Consider the following 12,755-nt stretch of genomic DNA (forward strand, 5'->3'; position numbering starts at 1 on the left):
CGGCATGTACCCTTCGAGAGGAGTGCCACCGATGTCAGCACCTCCGAGGCGGATACTCGCCACCACCTTGATCCTGACACTTACCGCGTCCACCCTGCTGGCCTGCGGCGATAACGAGTCGGACAGCAGCAGCAAGAAGATCACCGTGTGGAGCCTGGAGGACGTGGCCGACCGGGTCACCGCCACCAAGGCGATCATCGCCGACTTCACCGCGAAGACCGGAGTCGAGGTTGAGCTCGTCACCGTCAACGAGGACCAGTTCCCCTCACTGATCTCCGCCAATGCCGCCGCCGGCGACCTGCCCGACGTGGTCGGCTCGGTCTCCCTGGCCGGCATCCGTACGCTCGCCGGCAACGAGCTGCTGCACGCCTCGGCGAACGCGGAGGTCGTCGACAAGCTGGGCCGGCAGACCTTCTCGCCGCGAGCGTTGGAGCTCACCTCGGACGACGGCAAGCAGCTCTCGGTGCCCAGCGACGGGTGGGGCCAACTGCTCGTCTACCGCAAGGACCTGTTCGCCGCCGCCAACCTGCCCACCCCCGACACGTACGAACGGATCACCACCGCCGCGGCGAAGCTGAACACCGGCGGCGTCGCCGGGATCACCGCGGCGACCGCCCCCAGCGACGTGTTCACCCAGCAGACCTTCGAGCACCTGGCGCTGGCCAACGGCTGTCAACTCACCGACAACTCCGGCGCGGTCGCCCTGGACTCACCACAGTGCGTCGAAGCGTTCCGCTTCTACGGCGACCTGATCCGGAACAGCTCGGTGAAGGGCGCCCAGGACGTGGACACCACCCGCGCCACCTACTTCGCCGGCAAGGCCGCCATGGTGGTCTGGTCGCCATTCATCCTCGACGAGCTGGCCGGGCTGCGCAACGACGCCAAGCCGACCTGCCCGCAGTGCCAGGCCGACCCGGCGTTCCTCGCGAAGAACAGCGGGTTCGTCACCGCGATCAAGGGCCCGAACGGCACCGAACCGGCCCAGTACGGCGAGATCAGCTCGTGGGCGGTGCTGGACGGCGCGGCGACCGACCCGGCGAAGTCCTTCGTGGAGTACATGCTCAGCGACGGCTACCCGCGCTGGTTCGGCATGTCCCCCGAGGGCCGCTTCCCGGTGCGCAAGGGCACCCAGGCCGAGCCCGAGGCGTACCTCACCGGCTGGAACACCAGCCAGGCCGGCGTGGACGTGAAGAAGCCCCTTGCCGACGTGTACGGCGAGGAGGTGCTCGCCACGCTGCGCCGCAGCCCGGACACCTTCCAGCGCTGGGGTCTCACCCAGGGGCAGGGAAAGCTGGTCGGCGCCATGCTCGGCGAGTTGCCGGTGCCCAAGGCGTTGAACGACGTCATCTCCGGCAAGTCCGACGCGGCGGCCGCCGCCGGTCGGGCCAAGAAGGACGTCGAGGCGATCAAAGCAGGCGTGAATTGACCACCACCGCGCCCGGCACCGGCCGCTCCCCCACCCGGGAGCGGCCGGTGCCGGTCCGCCGCCGCCGACCACTGACCCTGCGCCGCCGCGAGTCCCGCGCCGGGCTCGCGCTGGTCGCCCCGACCCTGCTCGTCACCATCGCGGTCATCGGCATCCCGATCGTCTGGACCGTGGTGCTCGCCTTCCAGCGGGTCCGGCTCGCCACGCTGCGCAAGACCGGGCTGTTCGGCGAGTTCACCATGGACAACGTCGACCGGGTGCTGCACACCCCCGGCTTCGCCGACACGCTGTGGATCACCCTGCTCTACAGCCTCGGCGGCACCGTCGGGTCGATCCTGCTCGGCCTGGTCGCCGCACTGGTGGTCCGCCGGCCGTTCCGTGGCCGCACCCTGGTCCGGGCATCCATGCTGCTGCCGTACGTGGCACCGGTGGTCGCGGTGACGTTCGTCTGGCAGGTGATGCTCGATCCGCAGCTCGGCATCGTCAACGCCTGGGGCCAACGGTGGCTCGGCTGGGACGCCCCGGTGCCGTTCCTGTCCCAGGAGTCGACCGCGCTGGCCACGGTCGTCGTGTTCGAGGCGTGGCGGTACTTCCCGTTCGCATTCCTGTTCCTGCTGGCCCGGCTACAGGCGGTGCCCGGCGAGTTGGAGGAGGCCGCCCGGGTCGACGGCGCCACCCCCACCCAACGCTTCCGGCACATCCTGCTGCCGCAACTGCTGCCGGTGATCGCCCTGCTCGGCGTGCTGCGCTTCATCATGACGTTCAACAAGTTCGACGACGTCTACCTGCTCACCGGCGGCGCGGCGGGCACCGAGGTGGTCAGCGTGCGGGTGTACGAGTTCCTCACCGCCCGGACCGACATCGGCGCCGCCGCCGCGCAGGCGGTCGTGCTGGCTGTGGTGCTCATCGTGTTCGTGCTGATCTATCTGCGCTTCTTCGGACGGAGGGTGGGCTGATGGACCGCGACGTGGTCGAGACAGTGAGCCTGCGCTGGCTGCGCCGCCTGGTGATCGCCGTGTTCCTGGTGGTCACCGTCTTCCCCTTCTACTACATGCTGGTGCTCTCGGTGCGCCCCATCGAGCGGCTGCTGCTCGACCCCGGCTCGCTGATCGTCGGCTTCGGCGAGCTGACCGTGGCCACGTACGCCGAGGTGCTCAAGGCCACCGACGACGGCGGCCAGGGGTTCCTCACCTTCATCCGCAACAGCGGTCTGGTCGCCGTGGCGGCGACCCTGCTCACCCTGGTCGTGGCGATCCCCGGGGCGTACGCGGTGGCCCGTCTGCGGTTCTTCGGCCGGCGGCAGGTGGACTTCCTGTTCCTGGCCGTCTACCTGTTCCCGTCGATCGTCATCGCGATCCCGCTGTTCGTGGTCTTCACCCGGGCCGGGCTGCGCGGCTCACTGTTCGGCCTGGTGCTGGTCTACATCTCGCAGACGCTGCCGGTCTCGGTCTACATGCTGAAGAACTACTTCGAGACCATCCCGGTCAGTCTGGAGGAGTCCGCCGCCATCGACGGCGCCGGTCGGCTCGGCATCATCCGCCGGGTCAGCCTGCCCCTCGCCATGCCGTCGATCATGGCGGTCGCGCTCTACGACTTCATGATCGCCTGGAACGAGTTCCTCTTCGCCCTGCTGTTCCTGGTCGACAAGCCCGACCGGTGGACGGTGTCGCTGGGGCTGTCCCTGCTCTCCGACGGGGTGGAGGTGCCCAAGACGGTGTTGATGGCCGGGTCGGTCGTCCTCACCCTGCCCATCGTGATCCTCTTCTTCGCCAGCGAGCGGCTGCTCACCGAGGGGCTGACCAGCGGCGCGGAGAAGGGCTGAGCCAACCGGCGTCATCGGCCGCTAAACATGCCGGCCGATGGCTCTGGTTTCTCGCGCCCGGCATCCGTACCATCGGCAAGTCCGTAAGCGCGAAGCCGAGGGGGCCGCGATGAGGCAGAGCGAGCCAAGCCGGCCGACCGATACGGCCGGCGAGGACTACACCGAACGGCTGCAACGACTCGGGGGTGCCCGCTGGAAGCGGCTCCTCGACGTGCAGGCGCCCTACCGGTGGAACCTGCGCCGGCTACGGCTGGGGCACACCCTCGACGTCGGCTCCGGCCTCGGCCGTAACCTCGCCAACCTGGACGGCAACGGCGTCGGGGTGGACCACAACCCCGCCTCGGTGGAGCACACCCGGGCGGCCGGCTTCGAGGCGTACACGGTCGAGGAGTTCTTCGGCGGCCCGCACGCCCGTCCGGGCGCGTTCGACTCGCTGCTCGCCGCGCACCTCCTGGAGCACCTGCCCGCCGAGCAGGCGCGGGAGGTCGTCTCCTCCTACCTGCCATACGTGCGCTCCGGCGGGACCACCGTGTTCATCACCCCACAGGAGCGCGGGTACGCCAGCGACGCCTCGCACGTCCGGTTCGTCGGCTTCGACGAGGCGGCGCAGATCTGCCGGGAGCTGGGCCTGACCGTCACCCGGCAGTTCTCCTTCCCGTTCCCCCGGGCGCTGGGGCGGGTCTTCACCTACAACGAGTTCATCACCGTGGCCCGGGTGCCCTGACCCCTGCTCCCCGGGTCGCCCGCCGCGTCCCCGCAGGCCCGGTTACGGTGGCCACATGGCCAACCCGACCCGCTGGGCGACCGACACCGGCCCCGAGCACTCGCAGTGGTACATCGACCGGTTCCGGAAGCTCGCGGCTGAGGGAGCGGACCTGGCCGGTGAGGCCCGGCTGGTGGACACGCTGGTCCCGCCCGGCTCGCGGATCCTCGACGCCGGCTGCGGCACCGGCCGGGTCGGCGCCGCGCTGGCCCAGCGCGGGCACACCGTGGTCGGGGTGGACGCCGACCCGGCGCTGGTGGTCGCCGCCCGCACCGACCACCCCGGCCCGCTGTGGCTGGTCGCCGACCTGGCCGAGTTGGACCTGCCGGCGGCCGGCGAGGCCGAGCCGTTCGACGCGGCGGTGCTGGCCGGCAACGTACTCGCTTTCGTAGCGCCCGGCACCGAGCCGGAGGTGCTGCGCCGGCTCGCCGCGCACCTGCGCCCGGACGGCGTGCTGGCGGTGGGCTTCGGCACCGAGCGCGGTTACCCGCTGACCGCCTTCGACGCCGACGCGGTCGCCGCCGGGCTGCGCCTGGAGCACCGCTTCGCCACCTGGGACCTGCGCCCGTGGCGCGACGACGCGGCCTTCGCGGTCACCATCCTGCGCCGCCCGGCCGCCTGACGCCCGACCCGGCTCCCACCACGTCGCCCGACCGTCAGACGGGGGCGGCGACGGCCCGCGCGGCGGCCGGGTCGAGGGTCGCACCGGCCGGCACCAGGCTGACCAGGCCGGCCGGCAGCCGCAGTGGGCGCACGTCGCGGTAGCCGAGCATCGGGAGCACGTCCCGGTCGGCCAGCACGTACCGCCGGCCCAGGTCGGTGACCACGGAGACCGCGCCGCCGGACGCGCCGGGCGCCGCGGCGGCCTCGATCACCGCGCCCCGGCCCGGCTCCACCACCACGTGATCGGCCAGCACGGTGCCGCCGGCCGGCACGGTGCGCGGCACGGCGGCCAGGTCCGGCAGCGGTACGCCCCACCGCACCTCGCTGGCGCCGTCGTCGCCGCTGACCCGGGTGCAGAGCGCCGCGTCGTCCCCGGCCGCCAGCCGGGGCGGGGCTGGCGGCGGGGCGGTCGGACCGCTCGGGGCGAGATCGGGCACCGTGGGCAGTGCGGCGAACCGGCCCAGCGTCATCGGCTCCGGCTCGTCCTGGCTGGTGCTGGCCAGCAACAGCCCGGCCTGCAACTCGGTGATTCCGGCAAGCCCCGCGTCGAGCGCCACGGCGTACTGCCGGCCGCCGCCGGAGTTGCTCACCAGGTAGACCTGGCCGATCGTGGCACCCGGCACCCGAGTGGCGGGCCCGCCCAGGCCGGGCAGGGCGAGCGGGGCCAGGTCGAGGCCGGCGGGTAGCGAGTTGAGCAGGGCGGGCGCCACCGGCACCGCCCGGGCCCGGGTGGTGGCCAGCGCCGCCAGCACCCGGCTGGGATCGCGGATCAGGTAGCGCCGCTGATGCCAGACGAGGTGCAGACCGCCGTCGGGGCCGCGCAGCAGCAGCGCGTCGTCGCCCAGCGGCCGGCCGCCGGCGGGCTCGGTGCCGATCAGCAGCGCGGAGCGGGGCGCGTCGTCGCCCGCGCCGGCCGGGATCGTCGAGCAGACCGTCCACGCTCCGGTGGCCAACCGACCCGGGGCGGGCAGCGAGTCCGGCGCGTCGGCGATGCCCAGCGGCAGCCCGCGCGGCACGCCGTCGATCGAGCGCCGGGAGACCAGCACGGTCTTCGATCGGTCCGCGCCGACGATCAGCAGCGCCGAGGCGTAGTTGAGCACCGGGTGCAGCTTCTGCTCGCGGTAGACGAACCGGGCGCCGGACTCCTTCTCCACGATCACGGCGCCCGCGTCGCGCCAGCCGCTGCCGCCCCCGGCGAACAGGCCGTAGAGCGCGAAGCCGCCCAGCCCGATCGCCGCGACCAGGACGCTGGCCAGGCCGGCGCCGGCCAACCGCCGGAACGGCGACTGGGCCGGGTCGGTCTCCCGCATCACCAGGGCGGCGACCGCCCGCTGAACGCTGAACTGGTAGGAGTGCAGCTGGTCCTGCCGCGACGGCATGGGGTCCCTCCCGGTGGATCGGCCGGCCACAGGATATGCGTTGCGTCGATGTCCCGTGGACCCTGCGTGGCGGTGACCGTGCCGACCGGTACCATCCGGGGACGAATCTGGCGGCGAGAGGGCACCCGTGGGCGCGCGTTTCGAGGAGCTGGCCTGGCGGGAGACCCCGATCGGCGCGATCAGCCTGCGCCGGCGCCGGGACCCGGCGCTCCAGGTCGAGGTGTACGAGGTCAAGCTCGACGACGAGTTCCTCATGTCCAGCCTCTTCCCCGTCGCGGAGATCGAGCTGGCCCGGCTGGGCCTGGCCGAACTGGCCGGTGACACGCTCGACGTGGTGGTCGGCGGCCTCGGGCTGGGCTACACCGCCTGCGCGGCGCTGGATGACCCGAGGGTGCGTTCACTGCTGGTGGTCGAGGCGATCGAGGACGTGATCGACTGGCACCAGCGCGGGCTGCTGCCGTTCGCGGCGGGGCTCGCCGAGGACCCGCGTACCCGGTTCGTGCGGGCCGACTTCTTCGCGGCGGTGGCCGGCGACGCCGGATTCGACGCCGAGGCGCCCGGGCGGCGGTTCGACGCTGTCCTGCTCGACGTCGACCATTCCCCGCGCAACGTCCTGCACCCCAGCCACGCCGCCTTCTACGAGCCGGCCGGGCTGCGCCGGCTGTCCGCCCTGCTACGCCCCGAGGGCGTCTTCGCGCTCTGGTCGGACGACCCGCCGGACGCCGAGTTCACCGCAGCGCTCACCGAGGTGTTCGCGACCGCGCGGGCGCACGTCGTGCCGTTCGCCAACCCGCTGACCGGTGGTCAGTCCGCCAACACCGTGTACGTCGCCCGCACCGCGGGCTGAAACCGGCCCCGCGCACACCGCACGCTGAACCGGCCCGCCCGCACCGCACGCTGGGCTCGGCTCCTCGTGCTGGGCGGGCATGGTGTCGGCCGGATGGGGAACGTGGCGCGGGGGTCGCCGCATGGGCGCGGCCGGTCACGGGAGGTCGAGATGCGTGCCATGCTCTGGGTCGTCGGCGTGGTCGCCGGCGTGCTGATCCTGCTCGGGCTGATCCTCGAGGCGGTCCGCTGGCTCATCATCATCGGCCTGATCGCGCTGGTCGTGGTGATCGTGCTGGGCGTCATGAAGGGACGGCAGGCGATGAGTCACCAGGGCCGGCGGCGGTGAGGCCGGGCCCGCTCAGAACCAGTCCGCGCGCATCTCCAGCGTGGTCCGGTCCCGGCTGTCCAGAAGGTCCAGCTGCGGGCCGGTACGCGGCAGCTCGACCGTGAAGAAGTAGCGGGCGGCCTGCCGCTTTCCGGCGTGGAACGCGTCGCCGGACCCCTCCGGTGGCAGGGCCAGCACCTGCTCCAGCCACATCCACGCGATCACGACGTGCCCGACCGCCTCCAGGTAGACGCTGGCGTTGGCCAGCGCGAGCACCGGGTCACCGTCGGCCCAGAGTCGGCGGGTGACCGCGACGACCCGGCCCACCGCGCCCGCCAGCCGGTCGGCCAGCTCGGCGGCCTCGCCGCCGACCTGTCGGGCCCGGTCGACGGTGTCGCGGATCGTCCCGGTCAGCAGGACCAGGCCGGCGCCGTCGTGCATGGTCACCTTGCGCCCCAGCAGGTCCAGCGCCTGAATGCCGTGGGTGCCCTCGTGGATCGGGTTGAGCCGGTTGTCCCGGTAGTGCTGCTCCACGTCGTGATCGCGGGTGTAACCGGCCCCGCCGAGCACCTGGATCGCCAGATCGTTCGCGGTCAGGCACCACTGCGAGGGCCAGCTCTTGGTGATCGGGGTGAGCACGTCCAGCAGCAGGTGCGCCCGCCCGCGATCGGCCTCGGCGGGGGCGGTCTTCTCCTCGTCGAGCAGCCGCGCGCAGTAGAGCACCAGGGCCAGCGCTCCCTCCACGTAGCTCTTCTGCGCCAGCAGCATCCGCCGTACGTCGGGGTGGTCGATGATCGGCACCTGCGGCGCGGCCGGGTCCTTACCGCCGACCGGCCGGCCCTGCGACCGCTCCCGGGCGTACGCCAGGCTCTTGAGGTAGCCGGTGTAGCCCAGCGCGGTGGCGCCGGCCCCCACCCCGATCCGGGCCTCGTTCATCATGTGGAACATCTGGGCCAGTCCCTGGTGCGGCGGGCCGACCAGGTGACCGACCGCGCCGGGACGGCCGGCCGGGGTGTGCCCGCCGTCGCCGAAGCTGAGCAGGGTGTTGGTGGTGCCCCGGAAGCCCATCTTGTGGTTGAGCCCGACCAGCACCACGTCGTTGCGGTCGCCGAGCGACCCGTCCGGCCCGACCAGCACCTTTGGCACGATGAACAGCGAGATCCCCTTCACCCCGGGCGGCCCGCCGGGGATCCGCGCCAGCACCAGGTGGACGATGTTCTCGGCCAGTTCGTGATCGCCGCCGGAGATCCACATCTTGGTGCCGAAGAGCCGGTACGTACCGTCCGGCTGTGGTTCGGCGCGAGTGGTGATGTCGGCCAGCGAGCTGCCGGCGTGCGGCTCGGACAGGCACATGGTGCCGAAGAACCGGCCCTCCAGCATGGGCCGCACGTACGTGTCGACCTGCTCCGCGCTGCCGTGCGCCAGCAGCAGGTTGGCGTTGCCCAGGGTGAGGAACGGGTACGCCGAGGTGGAGACGTTGGCGGCCTGGAACCAGGTGAAGCAGGCGGCCGCGACAGCGTGCGGCAGCTGCAGGCCGCCGACCGAGGCGTCCAGCCCGGCCGTGAGCAGACCGGTCTCGGCGAAGCTCTCCAGCGCCGCCCGGACCTGCGGGATCAGCCGCACTCGCTGCCCGTCGAAGGTGGGCTCGGCGAGGTCGGCGGCGCGGTTGTGCGGGGCGAACTGCTCGGTGGCCACCCGCTCGGCGAGATCCAGGGCATCGTCGAAGGTGTCCCGGGAGTGCTCGGCGTACCGGGGGCGCTCGACAAGCTTGGACACCTGCAGCCAGTCGTGCAGCAGGAAGTCCAGGTCGCGGCGGGAGAGCAGGGTGGACGGCACGGCACTCCTCATCGGGCACGGGGGTGGGTCGGTCCGGGGCGCTGCCCGGCGGCACCCGTGCCCATCCTGGCGGATCGGCCGGATGGACACCACCGGCACCGACGGGCCGGGCAACCACCACGAACCCGGTGATCTGTCGTACCGGCCCACTAGGGTCGCTGACCGTGACCGAACCCGGAGACGTCCCGCCCGAGGTCCTCGACCGGCTGCGGCCGATCTGCCTCGGGCTGCCGGAGAGCTACGAGGAGCCAGCCTGGGTGGGCACCCGCTGGCGGATCCGCAAGCGGACCTTCGCCCACGTGCTCACCGTCGACCCCGACCACCAGGTCGCCCACGCGCGTGCCGCCGACATCGACCGGCCGACCTGCCTGCTGATCTTCCGGTCGCCGCCCGACGAGATCGCCGGGCTCGTCGCCAGCGGGCCCCCCTTCTACAAGCCGGAGTGGGGCCCGACCGTGCTGGGCATGGTCGTGGACGACGACACCGGCTGGGACGAGGTCGCCGAGTTGCTCACCGAGAGCTACTGTCTGCTCGCCCCGAAGCGGCTCGCCGCTCTGGTCGACCAGCCCGGCCCACCGGCTGGTTGAGCGGCTGAACGGCACCCGCTGGGGCTGATGGTTTCGCCCGACGCGGCCCGGGGATACCGCGCGGCGGGTGGTCGAGGCCGTCGGTCACCGGGTGGAGGCCAGGACGCCGTCGGGTGGGTGAGGAGCGGACCGATGTCCACGCTGCCCACCGAGGAGGATCCCCGGCTGACCCCGGTGCTCACCGAGGACCGGGTGTGCACGGGCGTCACGACCCTGCGGGATCGGATCTTCCTGAGCTACCCGTCGGCGGACCGGCCGGGCGTGCAGGTGGCCGAGGCGCTGCCGGACGGCCGCCGCGACCCGTACCCGAATACCGCGTGGAATCGGGCGGGCCAGGGACCGGACGGCGCGTTCGTCAACGTCAACGGGTTACGTGCCGGGCCGGACGGCCGCCTGTGGATCATCGACGCTGGGGCGCCACAACTCGGCGCGCGGCAGGTGCCCGGCGGGGCTCGGCTCATCGTGATCGACCCGGACGGCGACCGGGTGCATCGCGTCTACCACCTCGACGCGGCGGTGCACCCCACCAGCCACGTCGACGACGTCCGGTTCCACGACGGCGTCGGCTATCTCACCGACGCCGGAGCGCCCGGCCTGATCGTGCTCGACCTCGACTCCGGGCAGGTCCGGCGGGTACTGGACGGGCATCCGAGCACCGTCGGCGGGCCTCTGGTCGCCGACGGCCGGCCGTTGCGCGACCCGGACGCCGGCGAGGTCCAGCTGCACGCCGACCAACTGGAGGTCTCACCGGACGGTCGTTGGCTCTACTACCAACCGGCCTCCGGCGGGATGTCCCGGATCGGCACCCGGTGGCTGGACGACCCGTCGGTGGCCCCCGACGAGTTGGGCCGGCGGGTCGAACGGTGGTGCGACACGCCCAGCACCGGCGGCGCGGCGATCGATGCCACCGGCACCATCTACGTCAGCGACGTCGAGCGACGGCGCGTCCTCGCCCTGGCACCGGACCGCAGTGTGCGCACGCTCATCGCCGATCCGCGGCTGGTCTGGGTGGACGCGATGTGGATCGACGCCGACTCCCGGCTCTGGCTGCCGGCCGCTCAGTTGCACCTGACCGCCGGGCTCAACGGTGGGCGGTCGGCCGTCGACTACCCGGTCCGGATCTTCCAGATGCCGGTCGATGCCGGCCCGCCAGCACTGGACCACCTCTGAGCGGAGACCGGTCGGTGCGGACGCCGCCGCAGGTCCAGCGCCGGCATGGGTACGGAATCTCGGTGGAGCAGCCGAGGGCCGATCGGTGAGGATCGGGGCATGTCCGTTCCCGCCCGTCAGATTCGCGCTCGCTACTCCGCCGACACCGTCACCGTCTACCAGGCGTATCCCCCACAGGTCGCGCTGCCGGCGGTGGCGGCCGGCCGCTTCGTGGCCCCCTTCAAGCGGGACCGGATGACGTGGATCAAGCCGTCCTTCCTGTGGATGATGTACCGCTGCGGCTGGGCCACCAAGCCGGGCCAGGAGCGGGTGCTGTCCATCGACATCACGCGGGAGGGCTTCGAGTGGGCGCTGGCGCGAGCCTGCCTGAGTCACTACGACCGGGACGTGCACGGCGACAAGGCGACGTGGTCGCGTCAGCTGAAGGCCAGCCCGGTGCGGGTGCATTGGGATCCGGAACGGACACTGCACCTGAAGGCTCTGCCATACCGGTCGCTGCAGGTCGGGTTATCCGGCGAGGCTGTCGCCCGGTACGTCGACGACTGGATGGTCTCGGTCACCGACATCACCCCCACCGTCCACCGCGTACGGGAACTTCTGCGCGCCAACGACGCACATGCGGCGCCAGACCACCTGCCGGTCGAACATCCCTACCCATTGCCGGCTCAGATCGCCGCCGGCCTCGACGCCAGCGCAGACGTCACGGCCGGAGAGATACCCGGACAGTGACAACGCGCAGCTGGCCGCGTCGCTCGGCGGCAGAGGCGGACGCCGATTCTTGCGTTGCCGGCGATATCCTGCCTCGCATGCATCGAAGCCGTGTGTACGCGCTGCTGATCGACGCCCCCGAGGCGGAGGCCGCGCGGGCGGCGCAGTTCTGGTCGGCGGCGCTGGGCGTCAGCACCCGGTCCGATCCCGCAGAGCCACAGTTCATTGGCCTGCACGAGGCGCTGCCCGGGCTGGTCACCGCGGTCCAGGCAGTCGACGACGCCCCGCGCTTTCACCTCGACATCGAGACCGACGATGTGCCGGCCGAGACCGCACGGCTGATCGACCTGGGCGCGACCGAGGTGTCGCAGTGGCTGGAGTGCCGGATTCTGCGGGCGCCCGGTGGGCACCTGCTCTGCGTGCTGCCAGTGGCGAGCCCACCGGCGATCTTCGCCGCCCAGGCCCGAACCTGGCCCTGATCCGCCGGGTTGTCGCAGGTCGGCGTTAGGGTTCCGGCCATGGCAGAGTTCGTACTGGTGGCGGGGGCGTGGCTGGGGTCGTGGGCGTGGGACGAGGTGCTGCCGCCGCTGCGCGCGGCCGGTCACGGCACCCATCCGCTGACCCTCTCCGGCCTCGCCGAGAAGCAGGGCGTGCCGGCCGGGCAGCAGACCCACGTGCAGGACATCGTCGGTGAGATCGAGCGGCGCGACCTGCGCGACGTGGTGCTGGTCGGGCACAGCTACTCGGGCATCCCGGTGGGTCAGGCCGCCGAGCGGATCGGCGACCGGCTGACCCGGGTGGTCTTCGTCGACTCGGAGGTGCCGGTCGACGGTGACTCGTTCGCGTCCGGCTGGTGGCAGGGCCCGGCGGCGCTGGAGGCGTTGATCGCCGACAACGGCGGCTACTGGCCGCCGCTCGGCGCGTCCGACCTCGACGGCCAGGGTCTCACCGACGAGCAGGTCACCCGGCTGGTCGAGGGCTCCACCCCGCACCCCGGTGCCACGTTGACCGAGCCGGCCGTGCTGACCCGCCCGCTCGGCGAGCTGCCGGCCACGTACGTCAAGTGCCTGCTCGACGGGCCCGAACCCAACGACACCGTGGCGAAGCTGCTGACCAGCGAGCACTGGCGACTGGTCACGATGGACACCGGCCACTGGCCGATGATCTCCCAACCCGCCGAGCTGGCCCGGCTGCTGCTGGACGCGGCCGGCTGAGCTGCTCCGCCGGCCGGGTTCTCCCCCGGCCGGC

General features: G+C 72.3%; 14 protein-coding genes. 12 read left to right on the forward strand and 2 right to left on the reverse strand.

The window, feature by feature from the left end; all coding sequences use genetic code 11:
- Positions 1-31 precede the first annotated feature (31 nt).
- The 5 genes from ACFY29_RS32145 to ACFY29_RS32165 all read left to right on the forward strand — a co-directional run bounded on the left by ACFY29_RS32145 (position 32) and on the right by ACFY29_RS32165 (position 4,633).
- Positions 32-1,426 (forward strand): ABC transporter substrate-binding protein, encoded by a 1,395-nt coding sequence (locus ACFY29_RS32145; protein WP_386992124.1) that lies wholly within the window; start codon positions 32-34, stop codon positions 1,424-1,426.
- Entirely contained in the window at positions 1,423-2,382 is a 960-nt protein-coding gene (locus ACFY29_RS32150) for a carbohydrate ABC transporter permease (RefSeq protein ID WP_386992126.1), read from the forward strand. Before ACFY29_RS32145 ends, ACFY29_RS32150 begins: the two co-directional genes overlap by 4 nt.
- The gene (locus tag ACFY29_RS32155; protein WP_328417487.1) at positions 2,382-3,248 is read left to right on the forward strand and encodes a carbohydrate ABC transporter permease; all 867 of its coding nucleotides are present in this window, start codon (positions 2,382-2,384) and stop codon (positions 3,246-3,248) included. The genes ACFY29_RS32150 and ACFY29_RS32155 overlap by 1 nt, the downstream gene beginning before the upstream one ends.
- A gap of 109 nt (positions 3,249-3,357) precedes the next feature.
- Complete coding sequence (locus ACFY29_RS32160; RefSeq protein WP_328417488.1) at positions 3,358-3,972, forward strand: methyltransferase domain-containing protein; 615 nt, start codon at positions 3,358-3,360, stop codon at positions 3,970-3,972.
- 55 nt (positions 3,973-4,027) lie between these two features.
- Positions 4,028-4,633 (forward strand): class I SAM-dependent methyltransferase, encoded by a 606-nt coding sequence (locus ACFY29_RS32165; RefSeq protein WP_328417489.1) that lies wholly within the window; start codon positions 4,028-4,030, stop codon positions 4,631-4,633.
- Between the two features lie 34 nt (positions 4,634-4,667).
- On the opposite strand, the gene eccB is transcribed toward ACFY29_RS32165, so the two are convergent.
- Complete coding sequence (eccB, locus tag ACFY29_RS32170) at positions 4,668-6,053, reverse strand: type VII secretion protein EccB (RefSeq protein WP_386992129.1); 1,386 nt, start codon at positions 6,051-6,053, stop codon at positions 4,668-4,670.
- A 127-nt stretch (positions 6,054-6,180) separates the two neighbouring features.
- On the opposite strand from eccB, the gene ACFY29_RS32175 reads away from it, so the two are divergent.
- Positions 6,181-6,900, forward strand: a complete 720-nt coding sequence (locus tag ACFY29_RS32175; RefSeq protein ID WP_355602710.1) for a spermidine synthase — start codon at positions 6,181-6,183, stop codon at positions 6,898-6,900.
- Between the two features lie 150 nt (positions 6,901-7,050).
- Positions 7,051-7,227: a hypothetical protein gene (locus ACFY29_RS32180; protein WP_328417494.1), complete on the forward strand. Its 177-nt coding sequence runs from the start codon at positions 7,051-7,053 to the stop codon at positions 7,225-7,227.
- A 12-nt stretch (positions 7,228-7,239) separates the two neighbouring features.
- On the opposite strand, the gene ACFY29_RS32185 is transcribed toward ACFY29_RS32180, so the two are convergent.
- Positions 7,240-9,042, reverse strand: a complete 1,803-nt coding sequence (locus tag ACFY29_RS32185) for an acyl-CoA dehydrogenase (RefSeq protein WP_386992132.1) — start codon at positions 9,040-9,042, stop codon at positions 7,240-7,242.
- A gap of 164 nt (positions 9,043-9,206) precedes the next feature.
- On the opposite strand from ACFY29_RS32185, the gene ACFY29_RS32190 reads away from it, so the two are divergent.
- The 5 genes from ACFY29_RS32190 (at position 9,207) to ACFY29_RS32210 (ending at position 12,721) form a co-directional block, all read left to right on the forward strand.
- Positions 9,207-9,629 (forward strand): MmcQ/YjbR family DNA-binding protein, encoded by a 423-nt coding sequence (locus ACFY29_RS32190; protein ID WP_386992134.1) that lies wholly within the window; start codon positions 9,207-9,209, stop codon positions 9,627-9,629.
- A gap of 132 nt (positions 9,630-9,761) precedes the next feature.
- Positions 9,762-10,799, forward strand: coding sequence for an SMP-30/gluconolactonase/LRE family protein (locus tag ACFY29_RS32195; RefSeq protein ID WP_386992135.1), 1,038 nt, complete (start codon positions 9,762-9,764; stop codon positions 10,797-10,799).
- Positions 10,800-10,898: 99 nt separating this feature from the next.
- Entirely contained in the window at positions 10,899-11,528 is a 630-nt protein-coding gene (locus ACFY29_RS32200) for a DUF4291 domain-containing protein (RefSeq protein ID WP_386992137.1), read from the forward strand.
- Between the two features lie 77 nt (positions 11,529-11,605).
- Positions 11,606-11,986 (forward strand): VOC family protein, encoded by a 381-nt coding sequence (locus ACFY29_RS32205; protein WP_386992139.1) that lies wholly within the window; start codon positions 11,606-11,608, stop codon positions 11,984-11,986.
- 39 nt (positions 11,987-12,025) lie between these two features.
- The gene (locus ACFY29_RS32210) at positions 12,026-12,721 is read left to right on the forward strand and encodes an alpha/beta fold hydrolase (RefSeq protein WP_386992141.1); all 696 of its coding nucleotides are present in this window, start codon (positions 12,026-12,028) and stop codon (positions 12,719-12,721) included.
- Positions 12,722-12,755 lie beyond the last annotated feature (34 nt).

This window comes from Micromonospora sp. NPDC000668, assembly GCF_042897975.1.
Lineage (GTDB): Bacteria > Actinomycetota > Actinomycetes > Mycobacteriales > Micromonosporaceae > Micromonospora.

What these genes read in the sequence shown, in the direction of transcription:
- ACFY29_RS32145 (WP_386992124.1), top strand. Translation starts at nt 32, where the DNA reads ATGTCAGCACCTCCGAGGCGGATACTCGCCACCACCTTGATCCTGACA.
- ACFY29_RS32155 (WP_328417487.1), top strand. Translation starts at nt 2,382, where the DNA reads ATGGACCGCGACGTGGTCGAGACAGTGAGCCTGCGCTGGCTGCGCCGC.
- ACFY29_RS32160 (WP_328417488.1), top strand. Translation starts at nt 3,358, where the DNA reads ATGAGGCAGAGCGAGCCAAGCCGGCCGACCGATACGGCCGGCGAGGAC.
- ACFY29_RS32165 (WP_328417489.1), top strand. Translation starts at nt 4,028, where the DNA reads ATGGCCAACCCGACCCGCTGGGCGACCGACACCGGCCCCGAGCACTCG.
- eccB (WP_386992129.1), bottom strand. Translation starts at nt 6,053, where the DNA reads ATGCCGTCGCGGCAGGACCAGCTGCACTCCTACCAGTTCAGCGTTCAG.
- ACFY29_RS32180 (WP_328417494.1), top strand. Translation starts at nt 7,051, where the DNA reads ATGCGTGCCATGCTCTGGGTCGTCGGCGTGGTCGCCGGCGTGCTGATC.
- ACFY29_RS32195 (WP_386992135.1), top strand. Translation starts at nt 9,762, where the DNA reads ATGTCCACGCTGCCCACCGAGGAGGATCCCCGGCTGACCCCGGTGCTC.
- ACFY29_RS32200 (WP_386992137.1), top strand. Translation starts at nt 10,899, where the DNA reads ATGTCCGTTCCCGCCCGTCAGATTCGCGCTCGCTACTCCGCCGACACC.
- ACFY29_RS32205 (WP_386992139.1), top strand. Translation starts at nt 11,606, where the DNA reads ATGCATCGAAGCCGTGTGTACGCGCTGCTGATCGACGCCCCCGAGGCG.
- ACFY29_RS32210 (WP_386992141.1), top strand. Translation starts at nt 12,026, where the DNA reads ATGGCAGAGTTCGTACTGGTGGCGGGGGCGTGGCTGGGGTCGTGGGCG.